Raw genomic sequence first — 19,531 nt, 5'->3', positions numbered from 1 at the left:
ACTTCACGGCCGCCAGGCGCGGCGGGTCACGCATGCCGGGTAGTACTCGGCTTGGAAGCCGCGGATCGCCCGGGCGGGTTCTCGACCGCCTTGCGAGGCTGCCGGGGCCTGGCTGCCCCTGTGTGCGGGGTGTGGGAACGGCAGCGGCTCCAGGTCCGCCTCAACCCGCCCGTAGCCGCCGTGTCCAGGCGACACGGCGGCTGGGCTGGACAGGAGCGGCCTGACGGCCGTCTGAGACCTGTCCTCGCACCGGGGGTCGATCACGCGTCAGTTCATCGAAACGGCGGGTTCGGCCGGTACGCGGGAAGGATCGTCAACCCGCCCGGCCGTTCTCACGCCGATCAGCCGCTCCAGCGCGCGCCGAACGCGATGGCCCGAAGCTGGTCGACGGTCAGTGCGGGCGTACCCGGAACAGGGGCGGCCGGGTCGGTGCCGTTCCACTCGGACACCGCCACCAGAGTGCCGTCGGGCCGCAGCGCCTCGACGACCCACTGCACGACCGGCTCCGCAGCGCTCTTGCTCGCGCCGTACGTCCGGGCGACCGTGAGTGTCCCGTCCTCGCTGCGGACCACCGATGCGGGGTCGACGTCCTTGGTGAACGCGGTCCGGCGCTCCGGGTCCCCGCTCTCCGAGCCGGGCATGACGTCGATCCCGACGTTGCTGGTGCGGTCCGCGAGGGTGACCGAGAGGAGGGTGGAGCCGGGTACGTCGGCGGCCCCGGCGTCCCGCGCCTGCGCGCCGGCCGGCAGCAGGCCCCGCAGTGCCGTTCGGAGCTCGGCCGCCGCCGGGGGGTCGGCCACGGTGCCCGGCGCCGGCGGTGAGGCGGTCGCCTGGGTGACCGCCCCGAACACCGGATCCCACACGCTGCTGGCGACCACGTCGGTCAGCCACTGCGTGCTGACCGGCAGGACCTGCCGTGCGGGCCGCTCCGCCGAGCCCCGCGCGAGCTCGTTCACCTGTACCTGCCGCCCGTCCGGAGCGGTATAGACCACCCACCATCGCCGGGTCCAGTCCGGGGCCCGCGGAAGGAACTTCTGGACCATCAGGATCGATCCGTCGGACCGGACCACGCGGTTGCACAGCTCGGTCGGGTAGTCCACCGAGCCGATGCACTGGGTGCCCTGGGTCGCCGCGGTGATCGGCACGCCGACCCGCTCGGCGGACAGATCCAGCTGGGCCGCCCCCTGGCCGTCGTCGAACTCCAGGACGGCGAGCGGGCCCTGACCGGCGCCGCGGTCCCCTGCCCCGTACCCGGCATCGACGGTGACCCTGCCCGCGGGCAGCAGCGCCTTGAAGGTGTCGGTCATGAAACGGCCGGTGATCTCCGGGCTCATGCCGCCGGCCGGCCCCTGGCCGCCCGCCCGCCCCGGCAGCGTGCTCACCGTGACACCCGCAAGCACCACCACCGCGACCGCCCCCGTCACCACCGCCCGCCTGCGCAGCCGGCGCCTGCGCCCACGGCGCTCCGAGGCCAGCGCGAGCGTCTCGCCCGGCGGCTCGGGCGCCCGGTCGGCGATCGCGCGCAGCGCCGACGCGAACTCCTCCTCGTACGTCATCGTTCAGCTCCTCAGGGCGGAAAGGGAGTCGGACCCGAGTGCCTCGCGCATCCGCGCCAGCGCCCGGCTGCTGCGCGAGCGGACGGCACCCGGGTTCAGGTTCAGGGCGGACGCGGTCTCCTCGACGCTGCGGTCCTCCCAGAAGCGGAGCACCAGCACCGCCCGGTCCTTCGCCGGCAGCTCACCGAGCGCCCCCAGCAGGGTCACCCGCAGCGCCGGGTCGGGGTCGTGGGCGGCGGCGTCCGCGAACGTGTCGGTGACGTGCTCGGCGCTGCTGCGCCGGCGCCGGTACGACAGGAAGGTGTTGACCAGGACGGTCTGCGCATACCCGGTGGGATTCTCCATCCGGGAGATCCGGCGCCACTTCAGGAAGACGCGCCCGAGGGCCTCCTGGGCGAGGTCCTCGGCGAGATGCGCATCGCCACCGGTCAGCAGGTACGCCGTCCTGACCAGGTGCCGCCCCCTCGCCGCAACGAACTCCCGGAAGTCCAGCGGCCCTGGAACGGTGGTTGTTGTGCGGTCCATACCTATCCAACGCGATGGGCACCCGGTTCCGTCGCACCCTGGGGCATTCGTGGAGTCCCGACTACGGGCCTGGGAGTCGTTCACGCACAAGCCGGAGCGGGTGACGGACACGGTGCAGCAGGTGCTCAGGTGCCCGGCACGCAGCTTCCGCTCATGGGTGCGGGACCACGCGGAGGACTTCCGGTAGCAGCCCACCCCGGACGGGCCCGTCCCACCGCACGGATCCGACCGGAGACGGCTGGGCACCTCAGGCGTCGAAGATCAGCACTGCCTTGCCGTGGAGCCGGCCGACACGCAGAGCGTCGACGGCCTCCGCCGCGCCGTCCCGGCTGCCGCGCCAGGTGATGCCGGGGGTCCAGGTCGTCCAGGCGGTCCGCCGGATCACCTGGCGCTGCGGCGGGGTCCGGTGCGATACCGGGTCAGTTCGGGTCGACGACGGTGGTGAGCACGCCGGTCTTGAGGTCGTAGGCGTAGCCGCCAATCTTGAACTTGCCGATACTGCCGGCCAGTTCGGGGGCCCGGCGCAGCAACTCGACATCGGTACGCACGGTGGCGGACGGGTCGAGCACCGCCATGGCGGCGGCGGTCTCCTCGTCATAGCCGCCGCGTTCGGCGTAGGTGCGGCGCAGTTCGGCATCGGCGAACAGTCCGGAGCCGCAGTCGGTGTGGTGGATGATCGCCACCTCGAACCAGTCGGCGTCGGGGGTCTTGTTCTCATGAAGATGGCAGATCCATGTCAGATCGTGGACCATGGAGGGGGTGATGCGGCCCCCGACGTTGCGGGCCACGATCGCCTCGCCGAGCTGTACGCCCACGATCGCCGCGGGCTCCACTCTCGGGTCGATGCAGGTGATCAGGTACACCTGCTTGAACGGGACGAACGGGACCTCGGGGACATGGGTCTTGGCGTCGGTGGCGGCGAACTGCTTGTTGCGCTCGAGGTAGGTGGCGAAGTTCGATGAGGTCATCGTCGCGTTTCCAATCAGAGTGGGTCGGTGGACGGCGAGACCGAGCTGGTGGCCTCCAGTATCAGGTCGGTGACTTCTGCGGGCCGGGACGTCGCGGCGGCGTGTGGGGATTCGGCTTCGACGATGCTCGATCCGGCGTATTCGGCCGTGAACCACAACTTGCGACAGCCCGGCTGGCCTGAACAGACCCTGCGCTCCGGCTCTGAGTGCTCACCCCGCGCGGCTCCACCGCCATCAGCGCTCGGGTGCCACTCGCACCCCGACGGCAGCGGCTGCTCCGCACCCCCCCGGGGCCCGCGAACCGGACCCAACACCGTGGACCCCGGCCCGACCTGACCGGGCAACGGCGGTTTCACGGTCCAAGGGCTGCTACTGGCGAGGGCCTTCGCACTCGGGCGGCAATCTGCCGAACGGTCATCTCGCCCCCGACGCAGGCCTGCTCGCGCCGCCAGTCGACCAACGAACAGGGCCGGGGCCGGCGCACTCATGCGCCAGCCCCGGCCCTCATCGTAGCGGGGACAGGATTTGAACCTGCGACCTCTGGGTTATGAGCCCAGCGAGCTACCGAGCTGCTCCACCCCGCGTCGGTGAGACCACCTTATACGGCGATCGTGCCAACACGAAATCGTCCTATCCCAACGGTCCGGTCCGCCCCTACCGGCCTTGCCGCGGTCTTCCTCACGGACCGCACACCGACCCAATCGACCCCGCCCGATCGGGCAACCAGACGCACCCGGCCGCCGCAGGCGCGGCACCTCCCCAGTCCTCCCGGGGCCGGGGCCGGCAGCGAAGCCGGGGCAAGCCACTGGCCGGCGGTCCGCGTGATCTGGAGGTGACGCACTCCGCACTCGGGGCCGCGGTCGAAGGCCACGACGTACGGCCGCGAGAGGAACAGTGCCGAGCAGCACACGGCGAGGACCAGCAGCCGCTGCCTTGGGGACAGCTCGGACACGACACCACCTTGGGGCAGAACGGTTCGGGACTGATTGTGGGAGCACACGGAGGACAGTGGCGGCGCACCGACCCCGGGCCGGAAGGTGTGCGCCAAGGCGCCGGGGCGGTGCGCCGCCGGGGTTCACCAGCGCAGGAGCCGGCCGGTGGCGGCGAGGCGGTCGAGCACTTCGCGGGTGGTGGCGCTGGCACGGGGGCGGTCGCCGTGGGTGAGGTAGGCGATCTCGGCGATCTCCGAGCACGGGCCGGGGGCGCCGGTGGGCGTGGCGGTGCAGCACACCGTGCGCACGGTCGTCCCGGCGGGTTTGCCGTCGGCCGGGGCCTCCACCGTCAGGAAGGGGGTGATGGTGGAGGCGTCCAGGGTGACGCCGAGTTCCTCGCGAACCTCGCGGAGCAGGGTCTGCTCGATGGTTTCGCCTGGTTCGGGCTTGCCGCCGGGCAGGTAGAACCGGTCGCGGCCGTGGGTGCGGGCGGTCAGGAGCCGGCCCGCATCCAGGTGGATCCAGGCCACCTTTTCGATCACCTGGGTCATCAGGCGGTGGGGACACCGGCGACACGACGCTCGCCGCCGTTGCGCTCCTGCCAGAACCGGTACACCTCGACGGCGTCCTCGCGCGGCTCGTAGCGCATGGGCAGTCGGCGCTCCTGCCAGGGCTTGGCGAACTCGTCGTAGAAGGTGGCGAGTTCGAAGTACTTGCGGTCGTCCACGTAGTGGGGCTCGTAGGCGTCGCGGGTGGTGAGGAAGACGACCTCGTCCGGGGAGCAGTAGTAGAGCGAGCCCAGGCACATCGGGCACGGGTGGGCCAGCACGTAGATGGTGGCGCCGGTCAGGTGCTCGGTGCCCAGCTTCACGCAGGCCTCGCGGATGGCGAGGATCTCCGCGTGGGCGGTGGGGTCACCGGTCTGGGCGACCTCGTTCGGGCTCTCGGCGAGGATCTCGCCGTCCTTGACGATGACGGTCGCGAACGGGCGGCCGCCCTCGGCGACGTTCTGTCGGGCGATGTCGATGGTGCGCTGGACGAAGTCCATGGAAGTCCTCCGGAGGTGGAAGGGGGGTACGGGGCCGTCTCGCCGGGAACCGGGGCGGGCCGGAAGGCTGGTTCCGGCCCGCCCCGCTACGCTGCCCGGTCTGTGACGCGGCCTTGGCGTCAGGTCAGAAGGGCTCGGATCAGAAGGGCTTGGTCGGCAGGTACTTGCCGTCGAGGGTGATGACGGCGCGCTCGCCGCCCTCGGGGTCGGCGACCTTCTTCACGTCGAGCTTGAAGTTGATCGCGGAGATGATGCCGTCGCCGAACTCCTCGTGGACCAGGGCCTTGAGGGTGGTGCCGTAGACCTGGAGCATCTCGTAGAAGCGGTAGATGGTCGGGTCGGTCGGGATGCCGCCGGGGATCGAGCCGCGGGTGGGGATGGTCTGCAGCAGCATCGCCGCGTCCTCGTCCAGGCCCAGCAGCTCGGCGACGGCCTTGGCGGCGTCCTCCGGCAGCGGGTGCTGACCGAGGACGGCGGCGGTGGTGAAGGCCACCGACAGGCCGGAGGCGTCGGCGATCTGCTTCCAGGAGAGGTTCTTACGGATCTTGGCCTCGACGGCGGCGGTGGCGAGGGCCTCGCGGGCGGTGGGGTCGAACTGGGCGTGCACCATGATCGGTACGTCCTCTTTCTCTTGGGTGGACCACTTCACGGACAGAGGGCGAAGTGGTGGGTACGGGGCTCCCGGCACGCTGTCGCGGACGGGGAACCGGATCCGGCAGGTGGGGTCAGGCCGCGAGCGCGGGGATGGCGGTGGACAGTTCCTCGACGCGGCCGGTGGCGATGTCGAAGACCCAGCCGTGCAGGGCGACCTTGCCCTGTGCCAGGGCGCGGGCGACCGAGGGGTGGGTGGCCAGGTTCGCCAGCTGCGCGAGTACGTTCTGCCGCACCAGGGCGGAAACGTCACCGGCGGTGGTGGTACGGGCCTGGGAGGCGTCCGCGTGCCGCAGCCAGGCGGCGACCGCCGGGGCCCCGCCGAGGTCGTGGCCCTCGGCGAGGGCGGTCATCGCGCCGCACGCGGAGTGGCCGCAGACGACGATGTCCTTCACGCCCAGTGCGGCGACGGCGTACTCGATGCTCGCGGCCACCCCGTCGGCTTCGGGGGTGTAGGCGGGCACCAGGTTGCCGGCGGTGCGGATGACGAACAGGTCACCCGGCTCGGTGCCGGTGATCAGCTCGGGGACGACGCGGGCGTCGGAGCAGCTGATGAACAGCGTGTGCGGCGTGTGATGCGTGGCCAGGTGGGCGAAGAGCTGCGCCTTGGCCGGGAAGACGTCCCGCTGGAAACGGGCGACGCCCTTGGTGAGGTCCTGCATGGGTCACTCCCTTCGGTGGTGACCGGCCCCTGCGGGCTGGTGAGATCCACCATGCATGACCTGTGCATATAGTGTCCAAGAGCTGTTGACCATGGAAGCTATTGCTCATATCTATAGTTGCTTCCATGGCCGTTCTCGAACTACGTCACCTGCGCTACCTGCTCGCCGTCGCCGAACACGGCAACTTCACCCGCGCCGCCGAAGACCTGCATATCTCCCAGCCCACGCTCTCCCAGCAGATCAAGCAATTGGAGCGAACCCTGGGTGTGCAGCTGCTGGACCGCACCGGCCGCACCGTACGGCTCACCGACGCCGGCGCCGTCTACACCGACCACGCCCGGCGCGCACTACGCGACCTGGCCGCCGCCGAACGCGCCGTCCACGACGTCCACGACCTCTCCCGCGGCCACCTGCGCCTGGGCGTCACCCCCACCTTCACCGCCTACCTCATCGGCCCGCTCACCGCCGAACTGCACACCCGCCACCCCGGCATCAGCCTGACCCTGGCGGAGATGACCCAGGACCGCATCGAAGCGGCCCTGCTCGCCGACGACCTCGACCTCGGCATCGCCTTCGCCGGCCCCCACCCGCCCGGTATCACCGCCGTCCCGCTGTTCACCGAAACCCTCAGCCTCGTCACCGGCACCCGGCACACCCGGGCGATGCCTGATCCCCTACCCGTCCACGCTCTTCAGGAGGAACAACTGGCGCTGCTCAGCGGCGACTTCGCCACCCGCGGCTACATCGACGCCTACTTCGCGGACCACCGCATCGCCCCCCGCATCACGGTCGAGGCCAACTCCATCCAGGCCCTCACCGAGATCGTCCGGCGCACCCCTCTGGCCACCGTCCTGCCCGACGCCATCACCCACGACCACCCCCACCTCACCCCCGTCCCCCTCGACCCTCCCCTGCCCACCCGTACCGTCACCCTCCTGCACCGTGAGGGCGCCTACCACAGCGCCGCCACCCGCGCCTTCACCCGGCTCACCCACGATCTCGTCCACACCCGCGACTACACCCCGCCCCCGTCCGGAAACGGTACGGCCGAATCCTTTCCGGGCCGCTGATCCGACCGCCGGGCCGACCAGCCCGCGTGTGGTGGACCATCGCTCCCGGATCCGTCAGGCCGGGGCCCGTGGCGCGCACGGCCTCCAGGTCCGTACGCGCCGGCCTCGGCGATCAGCGCGGTGCCGTCGACGAGTTCCCCGTCGTCCGGCCCGCCACGTGATCACGACTGTTCACGATCCCTGGACCAGGCGGTGCGCGGCGGAGGCGAATCCCAGCCAGGTGTGCCGGTTGCCCGCCCAACACCAGCCCACCTTGGGGGCGTTGCGGCGCTCGCGGCCGTCCCGCCCGGTGCCGTTGCTGATCCAGATCGCCGGGGTGCGGGCGTCAAGGGTGCCGTTGGTCTTGCGCAGCCGGGAGCCGATGGTCATGAAGCAGTGGTTGCGCTCCAGGACGGAGGGTTGCTGCATCACCCAGTGGATGCCCTCGGTCAGCAGCAGCGGGGTGCGGCCCTGCTCGACGAGGGCGGGCAGCGCCTCGTTCGGGCTCCAGTTGGCCATCTGGTCACCGCGGTTGAGGCCGGTGAGGAGGTAGAGCGGGGCGTCGGGCAGCGCGAGCGTGTCGAGCGGGGCGTCGGGCAGCGCGAGCGTGTCGAGCGGGGCGAAGAGGTCTACGTCGGGCATGTCGGTGACGACGAATCCCGCCTTGCCGTCGCGGCTCAGCAGCGGCGCGAGGGCGGAGGCGGGAGCTTGGTGCGGGTGAACGGCAAGCAGGGCGCCGTCACCGCCCGCAGAGGCCTCGGCGGCCGCGGCGAAGGCACGGAACTCGGCGGCGGAGAGCCCGGCGATCTCGTGCACTCCCAACTCGATCAGGCGCTCGGCCTGCGCGCTCAGGGCCGGGAGTGAGGCAAGAACGACGGGGGTGACGGACGTGGTCTCGGGCACGATGCTCCCAGGGATGGCGACGTAGACGGGCCCCAGGGCAACGTGGCGGCCCGTCAGGACGTTCCCACCGCTGCTGACCCCTGCCGGGAGATGATCGACCCGGCCCGCCTCGCCCCGCCCACCAGGTCCTCGACGACCGGGGATGTCTCGGCGTCCCGCAGCCGGGCGGGCTGGACGGGCCGACGGCCTGACGTAGAGCCTGCCCTTTCCAGGGGAAGGCTGTCCGGGCTGAGCTCCGCACAACATGGTTTTCTGATACTCCTGTTGGCGCTCCTGGCGCTGCTCGGAAGCCTGACCGAGTGGGCCTGGTACAGCTTCCGGCCCGCCCCGACGCCTGATGTGGCCAGACGGCGCACGCCTACCGCCCGTGCGGCTGTGCGAGCGGTGCGACCGAACCCGGGGGCCGGACCGTCTGTGAGGTCAGGGCCCCGGCACCGAGCGGCTCCGCACGGCCGGTGTGCGGTTGACTTCTACGAGGACTGGATCAGATGAACGAGTTCCGTTCCACCCTGAGTGAGGAACTGTCCGACAGCGACCCTCCCCCGCTGGGCGACCTGGTCGGCGCCGCCATCCGTCACGGGCGGCGGGCCCGGCGAATTCGCACCGTCGGCGCCGTCGCCGGCTCGGCCGTCGCCCTGACGGCGGTCGCCGCACTGGTCGGCGGCCTGCCGGGCACCACCGCCACGCCCACCGGGCCCGGTGCGGCCACAGCCTCGAAAGGCAGCGCCCCAGCCGGCGCGCCGCCCGCCACCGTGCCGGCCACACCCGCCGCCTTACTGCAGGCCGCGCTCAACGCGCTGCCCCAGGGCACGAAGACCGAGCACTACGCCGGTAACCCGGTCGACACCGCCGACAACCAGAACCCGAGCGCCGAGTTCTACGTGCGGACCGAGAAGGGCCTCGGGATGGTCCGGGTGCTCCTGTTCGACGGCACGGGCGACAGGCGCGGCTGTGACACCTCCACCGACCGCCCGGGTGACCAGCGAACGGATCAATGCTTCACGAACGCACGGGGCGAGGACGTGTACCTCTCGCACCCCGGCAACGGCGTCCAGGACACCTCGGTGGTGGTCCTGCACTCCGACGGCACTGGGGTCCAGGTCAGCCTCGGCAGCCGGCTGGAGTGGAACGGCGCGACCAACCCCCAGGGGGTCACCCCGCTGACCGACGACCAGGCCGTCGCGCTGGCCGGCGACCCGGCACTGAGCCTGACGATGGCCCCGGACTTCGTCACGGCGGCGAACACGCACTTCGCCGCGCTGCCCGCCTTCCACTGATCCACCCGCCGCGACCCCGCCGTCCGGGAGCTTCCGCGGCTCCCCCACACTGACGTGCGCGCACGGGGCATCAACTACGACACCGGGACCTTCCCCGGCCACCTCCTCACCCGAAAGACCTTCGACCCCGAGCAGGTCCGGCACGACATGACGGCGATCGCCGGTGACCTGCGCTACGACGCCGTGCGTTTCTCCGGCCGCGACGCCGATCGGCTGAGCATCGCCGCGCGGCACGCAGCCGACGCGGGCCTCGAAGTGTGGTTCTCACCGTTCCCGGCCGTCCTTCCCCCGGGCCGGATCCTGCCGTTCTTCGCCGACTGCGCGCAGCGCGCGGAGAGGCTGCGACGGAGCGGTGCGCAGGTGGTGTTCGTCACCGGCTGTGAGCTCACCGTCTTCGCCCATGGCTTCCTCCCCGGCGACACCTGCCTCGACCGCCTCCACGCCATGACCACCGCCGACCTGCAATGGTGGGCCTCTCTCGGGTCGGTCCCCGAACGCCTCAACGCCTTCCTCACCCAAGCCGCGACGACAGTGCGCGCCCGCTTCGGCGGGCGGATCTGACGCTTCGAGGCACCGACGCAGGCCCCCACTCGCCGGATGAGGCACTCAGCCACAGGAACCAGGAGCAAGGGCCCCCTGGCACGGCACCGGCCAGCCAGGCGCGGGCCGGCCACCCGCACCGGCACCGGGCGGGACCAGTCCAGGCCGCATGCCGTGCGGCGCCCGGATCCGGGCGCCGCACTCGGTGTCGAACCGGGACACGCCGGGAAAGCCCGGGGTCAGCTCACCGTCACGGCCGCCGTCATCTCCCACACCAGGGCCTCGCTGCCGTCAGGGCCGGCGGTGAGCCTGCGGCCGTCCGAGCCGGTGATCCGGGCTGCGTCGCCGGTGCCCAGCAGGCCGCCCCCTTCGAGTTCGGCGCTGCCCCGCGCGATGAACAGGTGGGCGAACGGCGCGGTGGGCAGCTCCAGGGTCTCGCCGGGCCGGATCCGGGCGACGTGCAGGGCGGCGTGCTTCTGCCGGATGGCGATGGCGCGCCGACTGGCGTGCTCGGGCATGCCGGAGGCCAGGGTGACCCAGCCGCCGCCGGCGAGTTCGTCGTTGATGTCGAGCTGCTCGTAGCCGGGCTGGATGCCGGCGGTGTCGGGAATGGTCCACATCTGCAGGAAGTGCACCGGCGTGCGGTGCTCGGGCTCGCCGGTGAGCGTCCAGGAGTCGTTCTTCTCGCTGTGCAGGATCCCGGTGCCGGCGCTCATCCGCTGGGCCAGCCCCGGATAGATCACGCCGTTGTGCCCCTCGGAGTCCTGGTGGACCAGGGCGCCGTCGAGCACCCAGGTGACGATCTCCATGTCGCGGTGCGGGTGGGTGTCGAAGCCGGTACCCGGCGCCACCACGTCGTCGTTGGAGACCAGCAGCAGCCCGAAGTGGGTGTTGGCCGGATCCCAGTGCCGCGAGAACGAGAAGGAGTGCCGGGAGTCGAGCCAGCCGGCGCGGGTGTGGAAGCGCTCGTCGGCGCGGCGGATGTCGAGTACGGATGCCATCGGAAGCCCTCCTCGAAGGTTGTTGACCGTTCAACAATACCGCGTCCGGACGATATTCCCGCCAGCGGTGGCGGCGAAGCCGGACCCGAGACGCTGGGGGCTCCGACCAGCCGGTGCGACGACCGAGCGACCGGTGCCCGGTGGTCCGCACGTCACATCGTTGCCATGCTCGGAATCGAGTCGGCGAAGCGAACTGGGTGTGGCCCCGCTGTCGATGCGGCACGGAAGGCGAGCGATGTACGTTTTCACCCGCCCGGGTGCTGCCGTGTGCCGGCCGCGCCGAACGGCCTGCCCGGCGACATCCGCCCGGCGCCCCCCTCACCCATTCACGTGAGGGACACGGGTGCCGTCGTTGGCCGATCCTGGTCCCGAACCGGGAACGCACGGGGTTCGGCTCTGGTCACTCCCCCCGGAGCGTTGCGGACCTGGTGCTCAAAACCTGACCTCAGGGTGCTTCGACGAGGTGATGCCCAGCAGAACAAGGCGTGATCAAAGCCGCTGCTCCGCACTGCACGTGATCTCCGAACGACGGCTGGTCGGCCGCGTGACCCGACCGGCTGAAGTCCTCCCACATACCGGGGAGTTCGAGCAGATTTCCGCCGCCATTCGACAGAAGGTGACCACTTCCATGAGCGCCATCGAAGACAAGAACAAGGCCATCGTCAGCGAGGCTTTCGAGACCCTCTTCAACAAGCGGGACTTCGCCTCCGCACAGCGGTTCTGGTCTCCCGACTACATCCAGCACAGCGCCCACATCCCGCCCGGCCGCGAGGGCCTGTTCACCCTGGTCAAGAACCTCCCGGAGCTGCACCACGAGACCGAACTGATCCTGGCGGAAGGGGACATGGTCATGGTGCGCGGGCGCTTCACGGGACACGGGGAGCCCGCCCCCTGGATCGCCGTCGACTTCGTCCGCATGGAGGACGGCGTCCTGGCCGAGCACTGGGACGTGATCGAGGAGGAAGTCTCCAGGGAGAAGTCCGTGAGCGGCCTGCCGATGTACGGAAACGACTTCCCCGAGGACCGCTGACCACCACGGCCGACCAACGTCGTCGATCAGGCCGCACATCATCAGAGGAGTACCGTGAAGATCTCCAGTGCCTTTGCCTCCTCCTTGGACGCACCCGCCCACATCGCTGTCGCCGAACGGCTCGGCTACGAGCGTGCGTGGCTCTACGACACTCCCCACCAGAGCCCCGACGTGTGGATGCTGCTGGCTCTCGCCGCGGAACGCACCGAGCGCATCGGCCTGGGGCCAGGAGTGCTGGTACCGACTCTCCGCCACCCCATGGTCAACGCGGCCGGGGCCGCCGGTCTGGCCGCCCTCGCCCCGGGAAGGGCCGCCGTCGCCTTCGGAACCGGTTTCACCAGCGCACGCGCCATGGGAGCCAAGCCCGCCACGTGGGCATATCTCCGTGAGTACATCACCGCGTTCAAAGGCCTGCTCGCGGGAGAGACCGTGGAATGGCAAGGCGCCCGCCTCCGCATGATGCATCCGTCCGGCCATGCCCCCGAGCGCCCGATCGACATCCCGGTCGCCATCTCGGCCACGGGGCCCAAGGGGCTCGCCATCGCCCGTGAGCTGGGCGACGGGCTCTTCTCCGTCAATGAGGAAACGTCGGGCGCCCGGGACTTCTCCTGGGCGGCGCTGACCGTTCACGGCACGGTACTGGCCGAGGGCGAAGCGCTCAACTCGCCGCACGTCATGGCCGCGGCGGGCCCGGGGAACGCGCTGGCCTACCACTTCCTTCACGAAGCCGGCCAAGACGTGCGCAGCCTGCCCGGTGGCGAGCAGTGGCTGAAGTCGATCGAACGCACCGATCCGCGTGACATCCACCTGGCCGTCCACGAACAGCACTTGGTCGGGCTGAACGAGGCCGACCGCGCCGCCTGGCACGCCGGAAGCTGGGAGGCGGTTCCGCGCACGACGTTCACGGGAACCCGCGAAGAGGTTCGGAAGCGTCTTGCCGAGGTCGCCGAAGCAGGCGTGACCGAGCTGATCTACCAGCCCAGCGGACCCGACATCCCCACCGAGCTCGAGGCATTCCTCGAGGCCGCGACGGGGCTCTGACCACGGCCCGGCCGTTCAGCCGGACCGAGTGTGTGCCGCAGATTCAGGTATGTGCACCGGGCGATCCGCTCACGGACTCTCGGTGCCGGCCTGCCCGTCCCGATGGCGGGCAGCATGACGCGCCTCCCCATGGCCGGGGAACTCGTCGGCGATCTTGGTCGTTCCCCTGCGAACGGAAGATGGCCGCCTAACACCTTACGGAGGACCCATGGCCGTTGAGCGGCATGTACGCCCCGCGACGCCCGAGGACGAGGCAGCCGCCGTGCGGACTCTCGCGCGGGCGTTCGCCGACTACCCCTTCACACGCCACGTGGTCTCGGCGGACGGCCACGAGGAGCGGGTCCGGCGGCTCCAGGAGCTCTTCCTGACCCGTGTCGGCATGGCCTACGGTCGTGTCTGGGTCACCGACGACGCGAGCGCCGTCGCGGTCTGGACGACCCCGGACCGGGACGCCTCCCCCGGCTTCGCCGAGGCCGGTCCGCTGGTCGGAGAGCTCGCGGGTGACCGCGCGGCGGCGTACGAGTCGGCCGAACGGGCGCTGGAACCGCACCGCCCCGAGGAGCCCGTATGGTTCCTGGCCACCGTCGGGGTGAATCCGGCGTCCCAGGGCAGGGGCCTCGGCAGCGCGGTGCTCCGACCCGGCCTGGACGCCGCCGACCACGCGGGGTACCCGGTCTTCCTGGAGACGTCGAGCGAGAGGAACGTGAGGTTCTACGAGCGGCTCGGCTTCACCGTCACCGCGGACATCCGGCTCCCCGACAACGGGCCGCGCACCTGGTGCATGCGCCGGGAGCCGAACCGCTGACGACGACCGGCGGGCGGGCGGCCGCGGGAACCGACCGGCCCGGGCGTCAACGCCGATCGAGCCCCGGCGCGTCCGGCGAGCCGGAGCGGCGGTTCACAGCCCTGACCACCGTCGAGGCGGCTGAGGCCGGACGGAGGGGAGCCGAAGTGTGCCGATGGCCCGTCCCCGACCCACCGTCCGTCGGTGAGGCCACGGTGATCGCGGGCGCGGCGGCGTTCAGCGCGGAATCACCCAGTCCGGCGCCCAGGTCCCGGCGGCGTCGTGGCCGGCCGCTGTGGCGGCGAGGTGGGAGCGGAGGGTGGCCAGCGCCGGGTGGGGGTTGTCGCGGTGCCACAGGAGCGAGTGCGGGTAGACGGGCGTCGGGTCGGTCACCGGGATGCGGCGCAGGCCGTGGCCGGCGGGCCAGACGTCGGCGGCACCTCCCAGCGGTAGCTGGGGGAGGGTCCGCTCGCCCATGAAGGTGGCCAGGGCCGGGGTGTCGGCGACGGTGTCGATGAGCGCGTCGGAGCCGAAGTTGGGGCCGGTCGCCTCGATGGTGAGACCGAACTCGGCGACGAGGTCGTCGTAGTAGGCGGCCCACTCGGTACCGGGGACGATGCCGGGCATCCAGATCCGGTGCCCGACGAGCTGAGCGAGGGTCACCGACCGGGCGCCCGCAAGCGCGTGGGCGGGGCCGGTGAGGAGCTGGAGCGGCTCGTCGAGCACCCGGACGGACTCGATGTCCTCGGGAAGGGGCCGGCCGGGCGCGGCGACGGCGCGGAAGGACGCGTCGATCGCACCGGACCGAATGGCGGCGACGGCCGTCTCGACGTCGAACAGCATTACCACGTCGAGCTCGATCTCGGGGTGCGCGCGGTGGAAGCCGCGCATCAGGCCCGACGCCGCGACCCGCGAGGCGATCACGTCGACGCGCAGCGGACGGCGGCCGGTCCGCACGGAAGCGGCCGCACGCTCGGCGACGCGCAGCAGCTCGCGCGCGTGGGGCAGGAACGCCTGCCCGTCGATGGTGAGTCCGACGCCGCGCGCGGTACGGGTGAACAGCCGCACGCCGAGGTTGCGCTCCAGCGCGGCGATGCGTTTGGAGACGGCCTGCTGGGTGACCGCCAGCTCGGCGGCGGCTTCCTGGAACTGCCCCGCGTCGGCGGCGGCGACGAAGGTCCGGACGGTGTCGAGGTCCATGCCGACACCTTAGGGGAACAACCGTTGGTTGTGGCCGGGGGTCCTGTGGTTGTTTGATCCCCGGGTGTGCTGCTCGCTTTGATGCTTCCGTTCGCGGATCGGTTGTACGGATGAGTGGCGAGGGGCGTCGGGTATGAGGAGCGGGCACCGGCTGGGACATCTGCCCGGGCATCGGCTGGGGCGGCGGTTCGGGTGGTTCTGGGGAGCGTACGGGACCAGTGCGCTCGGCACGTGGCTCGCCTTCGGCGCGTTCCCGCTGATCGCCGTCCAGGTGCTGCACGCCGGACCGGCCGAGGTCGCCGCGCTCTCCTCCGTGGGGGCCGCGGTGGGCGCGGCGGTGGCGGTGCCGCTCGGCCCGTGGGTGGAGTTCCGCCGCAAGCGGCCGGTGCTGATCGCGATGGACCTGGTGCGGTTCGCGGCGCTGCTGACGATCCCCACCGCGTTCGCGCTCGGCGTGCTCACCTTCCTTCAGCTCCTGCTGGTCTCGGTCGTCGTCGCGGCGGCCGACATCACCTTCCGCGCCGCCTCCGGCGCGTACCTGAAGACGCTGCTGCCGGCCGAGGACCTGCTCGTCGCCAACGCCCGGTTCGAGTCCACGGCCTGGACGACCACGATCATCGGACCGCCGCTGGGCGGCGCGGCGATCGGGCTCCTCGGTCCGGTGGCGACGGTGGTGGCCGACGCGGTCAGCTATCTGCTCTCGGCCCTGGGCATCCGCGCGACGGGCGGGCACGAGCCGCGGCCCGAGCACCAGAAGGCCGCGCGCATGCGGGCCGGGGACCTGCTCGACGGTTGGCGGTACATCCTCGCCGACGCGACGCTGCGTCCGCTGTTCTTCAACACCGCCTTGTTCAACGGCCTGGTGATGGCCGCCGAGCCGCTGCTGGCCGTCCTGATGCTCGGCCGGTTCGGCTTCGCGCCGTGGGAGTACGGCCTCGCCTTCGCCGCGCCCTCGATCGGCGGATTGCTCGGTTCGCGGCTGGCCCGGCCGCTCGTCACCCGGTTCGGGCAGCACCGGGTCCTGGTCGTGACCGGGGCGCTGCGCGCGCTGTGGCCCGTCGGCCTGACCTTCCTCGGGCCGGGCACCGAGGGGCTGCTGCTGGTGATGGGAGTCGAGCTCGGGCTCATCTTCTGCTGCGGGGTCTTCAACCCCGTCTACGCCACCTATCGCATCGAGCGCACCGCGACCGACCGGGTCACCCGCACGCTGTCCGCCTGGGCGGTGACGACCAAGGCCTCGACCGCGCTCCTCACGGCCCTCTGGGGTGTACTGGGCGGCCTGCTCGGCCCGCGTACGGCCATCGGCCTGGCCGGCGTGCTCCTGCTGGCGACCCCGCTGCTGCTCCCCCGCCGCGCGGCGGCGCTTCCCTCCGAGCCGGAGCCGGCACCGAGCCACGCCTGACGGGCCGTCGGGGCCATCAGGCGTGAGGGAAGGCCGGGCGAGTGCTGGTTGCGGCAGTGACCGGGACGGACCGGGTCCTCAGTCCGGTGACCGCCGTTGGGAGTGCTGCTGCAGCGCCTGCTCACGAAGGGCTTGGATGAGCGTCGTGACGTGGGGCCGGTCGCTACGGCTGATCGCGGCGACACCGATGTGCCGGACTGGCCCCGGCGGCTTGACCGGGACGGTGCGGAGGCCGGGGATCTCCGGGGCGAGCGCGATGGAGGGGACCAGGGAGATTCCCATGCCCGCGGCGACGAGCGAGCGGGCGAAGAAGTAGTCGGTGGTGGTGCCGCGCACCTCCGGGGCGAAGCCTGCGCGCTCGGCGTAGCGGCGCAGGTATGCCTCGGCCTTCAGGCAGCCGAGCACCCAGGGCTCGGCTGCCAGCTCGGCGAGGTCGAGCACGTCGCTGCCGGCAAGCCGGTGCCCCTCCGGCAGGACGACGTGCAGGGGGTCTTCCAGGAGTGGGGTCCACTCCAGGCTGGAGCCGGGGGTCGGCCCGACCGGCAGTGGGCCGTCGAAGTGGTAGGCGAGCGCGACGTCGACGGCGCCCTGGCGGACGAGCGGCAGGGTGTTCTCGGGCTCGCCCTCCCTGAGGTGGAGCACGGTACGGGGGTGGGCTGCCATCAACCGGGTGAGGGCGCCGGGCAGCAGGAGGCGGCCGCCGCTGGTGAAGGTGGCGACGGTGAGCTGTAGACGGCCTGTACTGAGCTGGTCGACCTGCTGTTTCGCGTGTTCGAGCTCGGCGGCGACCGATTCGGCGGCGCCGACCATGATCTGGCCGGCCTGGGTGAGGGTGACGCCGCGGGTGCTGCGGGCGACGACCTGGGCGCCGAGGCTGCGCTCCAGGGCGGCCACGTGCTGGGAGACGGCCGAGGGGGTGAGGTGCAGGGCAGTGGCCGCCCGGTTGAAGCTACCGTGCTCCGCCACCGCCCGCAGGATGCGGAGCCGCTGCATATCGATCAACAGTTTGCCTTAATGCGTTTCCAGTAAGCCGACACTTCTGCTGATGACGATAGATCTCCAGGATGGGGGGCATGCAAGAGATCTGCGTCATCGGCGGAAGCCGGTACTTTGGAAAGCTCCTGGTGAAGCGTCTGCAAGCGGCGGGCCATCAGGTCACCGTGGTCAACCGCGGCTCCACCCCGCCGCCCGCCGGTGTCGGGCACCTCGTCGTCGACCGCGATGACGAGGCCGCCCTGACGGCCGCGCTCGGTTCCCGCACCTTCGACGTGATTGTCGATCAGGTCTGCTACACCCCCGTGCAGGCCGCTGTAGCCGCCCGCGCCTTCGCCGGCCGCACCCGGCGCTACGTCATGACGTCCACGATCGAGGTCTACGACCCGCTGACCGCCGCGCTGTCGGCTGTCCCGCCGGGCACGCCGGTACCGGAGGAGATCGTGGATCCGGCCACCTGGCTGGCGGACACGGACCTTCCCTGGCACGACGACCTGTACCTGGAGGCGCACTACGCCGAGGGCAAGCGTCAGGCGGAGGCCGTCTTCACCCGCGCCGGCGGCTTCGAGTTCGCCTCGGTGCGCAGCGCGCATGTGCTGGGCGGCGGCCCGCAGGAGTTCACCGGCCGGCTCGCGCACTACGCCGAGCGCATCACCCGGGGCGAGGAGATCACTGTGCACGCGAAGGCGCTGCCCACGGTGTTCATCCACCACGAGGAACTGGCGGATCTGCTGCTGTGGGCAGCCACGGCCGACTTCACCGGCCCGCTCAACGCCTGTTCCGACGGCCCGCTCGACGTACACGGCCTCGCCGCGGTCATCGCCGCGCAGGCCGGCCGGGAGCCCGTCTACCGGACCGTCCAGGCGGGCGAGGAGGCTTCCCCGTTCTCCTTCGACCGCCACTACGCCATGAGCAACGCCCGCGCCAAGGAGCTGGGCTTCCTCTTCTCCCGTACCACCGACTGGCTGCCCGGCGCCGTCGCCGAAGCCCTCACCGCCCAGCCGTCACCCACCGCCTGAGGAACAGACCACCATGCAGTACCGCACCATCGCGGACACCACCGTCAGCGCCATCGGCCTGGGCGCCATGCCACTGTCCATCGAGCACCGTCCGAACGAGACGCGGGCCGTCGCCACCATCCACGCCGCCCTCGACGCGGGTGTCACCCTCATCGACACCGCCGACAGCTACCACTGGCACGCCGGCGAGGTCGGCCACAACGAGCTGCTGATCGCCCGTGCCCTGGCCCGCTACGGCGGCGACACCTCCGGCATCCTGGTCGCCACCAAGGGCGGCCGCGGCCGACCCGGCGACGGCGGCTGGACCGTCACCGCCACTCCGGAACATCTCAGGCAGGCCGCCGAGGCCTCCGCCAAGCGCCTGGACGTCGACGCGATCGGCCTCTACCAGCTGCACAAGCCGGACCCCGCCGTGCCCTGGGCGGACTCCGTCGGCGCGCTGCGCGAGCTGCTCGACGCCGGCACGATCCGTGCCGCCGGGATCTCCAACGTCACCACCGCCCAGATCCGCGAAGCACATGCGATCCTCGGCGACGGACTCGTCTCCGTGCAGAACCGGTACTCGCCGGCCGTCCGCGACAGCGAGGCGGAGCTGCAGCTGAGCACGCGGCTGGGTCTGGCCTTTCTGCCCTGGAGCCCGCTGGGCGGAATCTCGCGCAGTTCCCTCGACGGCCCCTCCGGTTCCACCTCCGTCGGCACCGCCTTCCACCGCATCGCGGACGACCGCGGCGTCAGCCCCCAGCAGATCGCCCTGGCTTGGCTGCTCGCCCGCTCCCCGGCAGTGATCCCGGTACCGGGAGCCAGCCGCCCGGCCTCCATCACCGACTCCGCCAAGGCCGCGGACCTCGAGCTGACTACGGAGGAGCTGACGCGGCTTGAGGAAGCTCTGCCGGCTTGAGACGGGTCATGGGGCGTCGCTCGCCGTCGCCCCCGTAGACGTCCTCGCCAGG

The 19,531-nt window shown here is 71.5% G+C and carries 21 protein-coding genes and 1 tRNA gene; 9 read left to right on the top strand and 13 right to left on the bottom strand.

What is annotated here, in order from left to right:
- Window positions 1-341: 341 nt before the first annotated feature.
- The 9 genes from ACSMTC_RS38985 to ACSMTC_RS38945 all read right to left on the bottom strand — a co-directional run bounded on the left by ACSMTC_RS38985 (window position 342) and on the right by ACSMTC_RS38945 (window position 6,342).
- A complete protein-coding gene (locus tag ACSMTC_RS38985) occupies window positions 342-1,556 on the bottom strand; it encodes a hypothetical protein (protein WP_436564499.1) in 1,215 nt (404 codons plus the stop codon).
- A 3-nt stretch (window positions 1,557-1,559) separates the two neighbouring features.
- Window positions 1,560-2,081, bottom strand: coding sequence for a SigE family RNA polymerase sigma factor (locus ACSMTC_RS38980; protein ID WP_436564498.1), 522 nt, complete (start codon window positions 2,079-2,081; stop codon window positions 1,560-1,562).
- A gap of 247 nt (window positions 2,082-2,328) precedes the next feature.
- On the bottom strand, window positions 2,329-2,466 hold the full coding sequence (locus ACSMTC_RS38975) for a hypothetical protein (RefSeq protein WP_436564497.1): 138 nt from the start codon (window positions 2,464-2,466) through the stop codon (window positions 2,329-2,331).
- A 34-nt stretch (window positions 2,467-2,500) separates the two neighbouring features.
- Window positions 2,501-3,049, bottom strand: a complete 549-nt coding sequence (locus ACSMTC_RS38970) for a carbonic anhydrase (protein WP_436564496.1) — start codon at window positions 3,047-3,049, stop codon at window positions 2,501-2,503.
- A gap of 510 nt (window positions 3,050-3,559) precedes the next feature.
- Window positions 3,560-3,633, bottom strand: a tRNA-Met gene (locus ACSMTC_RS38965).
- A 491-nt stretch (window positions 3,634-4,124) separates the two neighbouring features.
- The gene (locus ACSMTC_RS38960) at window positions 4,125-4,532 is read right to left on the bottom strand and encodes an NUDIX hydrolase (RefSeq protein WP_436564495.1); all 408 of its coding nucleotides are present in this window, start codon (window positions 4,530-4,532) and stop codon (window positions 4,125-4,127) included.
- Window positions 4,532-5,029, bottom strand: coding sequence for a nucleoside deaminase (locus tag ACSMTC_RS38955; RefSeq protein WP_436564494.1), 498 nt, complete (start codon window positions 5,027-5,029; stop codon window positions 4,532-4,534). The genes ACSMTC_RS38960 and ACSMTC_RS38955 overlap by 1 nt, the downstream gene beginning before the upstream one ends.
- 139 nt (window positions 5,030-5,168) lie before the next feature.
- Entirely contained in the window at window positions 5,169-5,639 is a 471-nt protein-coding gene (gene cynS, locus ACSMTC_RS38950; RefSeq protein ID WP_436564493.1) for a cyanase, read from the bottom strand.
- Window positions 5,640-5,754: 115 nt separating this feature from the next.
- Window positions 5,755-6,342: a carbonic anhydrase gene (locus ACSMTC_RS38945; RefSeq protein WP_436564492.1), complete on the bottom strand. Its 588-nt coding sequence runs from the start codon at window positions 6,340-6,342 to the stop codon at window positions 5,755-5,757.
- 125 nt (window positions 6,343-6,467) lie between these two features.
- Between ACSMTC_RS38945 and cynR the strand changes: the two genes are divergently transcribed.
- Window positions 6,468-7,412 (top strand): transcriptional regulator CynR, encoded by a 945-nt coding sequence (gene cynR / locus ACSMTC_RS38940; RefSeq protein ID WP_436564491.1) that lies wholly within the window; start codon window positions 6,468-6,470, stop codon window positions 7,410-7,412.
- A 171-nt stretch (window positions 7,413-7,583) separates the two neighbouring features.
- On the opposite strand, the gene ACSMTC_RS38935 is transcribed toward cynR, so the two are convergent.
- Window positions 7,584-8,294, bottom strand: coding sequence for a DUF5701 family protein (locus ACSMTC_RS38935; RefSeq protein WP_436564490.1), 711 nt, complete (start codon window positions 8,292-8,294; stop codon window positions 7,584-7,586).
- Between the two features lie 488 nt (window positions 8,295-8,782).
- On the opposite strand from ACSMTC_RS38935, the gene ACSMTC_RS38930 reads away from it, so the two are divergent.
- On the top strand, window positions 8,783-9,571 hold the full coding sequence (locus ACSMTC_RS38930) for a hypothetical protein (protein WP_436564489.1): 789 nt from the start codon (window positions 8,783-8,785) through the stop codon (window positions 9,569-9,571).
- Window positions 9,572-9,625: 54 nt separating this feature from the next.
- Entirely contained in the window at window positions 9,626-10,132 is a 507-nt protein-coding gene (locus tag ACSMTC_RS38925; RefSeq protein ID WP_436564488.1) for a hypothetical protein, read from the top strand.
- 218 nt (window positions 10,133-10,350) lie between these two features.
- On the opposite strand, the gene ACSMTC_RS38920 is transcribed toward ACSMTC_RS38925, so the two are convergent.
- Window positions 10,351-11,112 (bottom strand): pirin family protein, encoded by a 762-nt coding sequence (locus ACSMTC_RS38920; protein ID WP_436564487.1) that lies wholly within the window; start codon window positions 11,110-11,112, stop codon window positions 10,351-10,353.
- A 628-nt stretch (window positions 11,113-11,740) separates the two neighbouring features.
- Between ACSMTC_RS38920 and ACSMTC_RS38915 the strand changes: the two genes are divergently transcribed.
- The 3 genes from ACSMTC_RS38915 (at window position 11,741) to ACSMTC_RS38905 (ending at window position 13,988) form a co-directional block, all read left to right on the top strand.
- Window positions 11,741-12,142: a nuclear transport factor 2 family protein gene (locus ACSMTC_RS38915; protein WP_436564486.1), complete on the top strand. Its 402-nt coding sequence runs from the start codon at window positions 11,741-11,743 to the stop codon at window positions 12,140-12,142.
- Window positions 12,143-12,196: 54 nt separating this feature from the next.
- Window positions 12,197-13,183, top strand: a complete 987-nt coding sequence (locus tag ACSMTC_RS38910) for an LLM class flavin-dependent oxidoreductase (protein WP_436564485.1) — start codon at window positions 12,197-12,199, stop codon at window positions 13,181-13,183.
- A 208-nt stretch (window positions 13,184-13,391) separates the two neighbouring features.
- Window positions 13,392-13,988: a GNAT family N-acetyltransferase gene (locus ACSMTC_RS38905; RefSeq protein WP_436564484.1), complete on the top strand. Its 597-nt coding sequence runs from the start codon at window positions 13,392-13,394 to the stop codon at window positions 13,986-13,988.
- Window positions 13,989-14,204: 216 nt separating this feature from the next.
- Here ACSMTC_RS38905 and ACSMTC_RS38900 read toward each other — a convergent pair whose 3' ends face one another.
- Window positions 14,205-15,167, bottom strand: a complete 963-nt coding sequence (locus tag ACSMTC_RS38900; protein WP_436564483.1) for a LysR family transcriptional regulator — start codon at window positions 15,165-15,167, stop codon at window positions 14,205-14,207.
- Between the two features lie 133 nt (window positions 15,168-15,300).
- Here ACSMTC_RS38900 and ACSMTC_RS38895 point away from each other — a divergent pair, with 133 nt between their 5' ends.
- Window positions 15,301-16,569 carry an MFS transporter gene (locus ACSMTC_RS38895; protein WP_436564482.1) on the top strand — a complete coding sequence of 423 codons (1,269 nt, stop codon included), beginning with the start codon at window positions 15,301-15,303 and terminating at the stop codon, window positions 16,567-16,569.
- A 78-nt stretch (window positions 16,570-16,647) separates the two neighbouring features.
- Here ACSMTC_RS38895 and ACSMTC_RS38890 read toward each other — a convergent pair whose 3' ends face one another.
- Window positions 16,648-17,562 (bottom strand): LysR family transcriptional regulator, encoded by a 915-nt coding sequence (locus ACSMTC_RS38890; RefSeq protein ID WP_436564481.1) that lies wholly within the window; start codon window positions 17,560-17,562, stop codon window positions 16,648-16,650.
- 80 nt (window positions 17,563-17,642) lie between these two features.
- Between ACSMTC_RS38890 and ACSMTC_RS38885 the strand changes: the two genes are divergently transcribed.
- Window positions 17,643-18,581, top strand: a complete 939-nt coding sequence (locus ACSMTC_RS38885; RefSeq protein WP_436564480.1) for an NAD-dependent epimerase/dehydratase family protein — start codon at window positions 17,643-17,645, stop codon at window positions 18,579-18,581.
- Window positions 18,582-18,594: 13 nt separating this feature from the next.
- A complete protein-coding gene (locus ACSMTC_RS38880; RefSeq protein WP_436564479.1) occupies window positions 18,595-19,479 on the top strand; it encodes an aldo/keto reductase in 885 nt (294 codons plus the stop codon).
- Window positions 19,480-19,531 lie beyond the last annotated feature (52 nt).

The sequence above is a fragment of the Kitasatospora sp. HPM-01-4 genome, assembly GCF_051374625.1.
GTDB lineage: Bacteria > Actinomycetota > Actinomycetes > Streptomycetales > Streptomycetaceae > Kitasatospora.
Note: the sequence above shows the minus strand (reverse complement) of the source record. Positions and strands in the feature narration are given on the sequence as shown.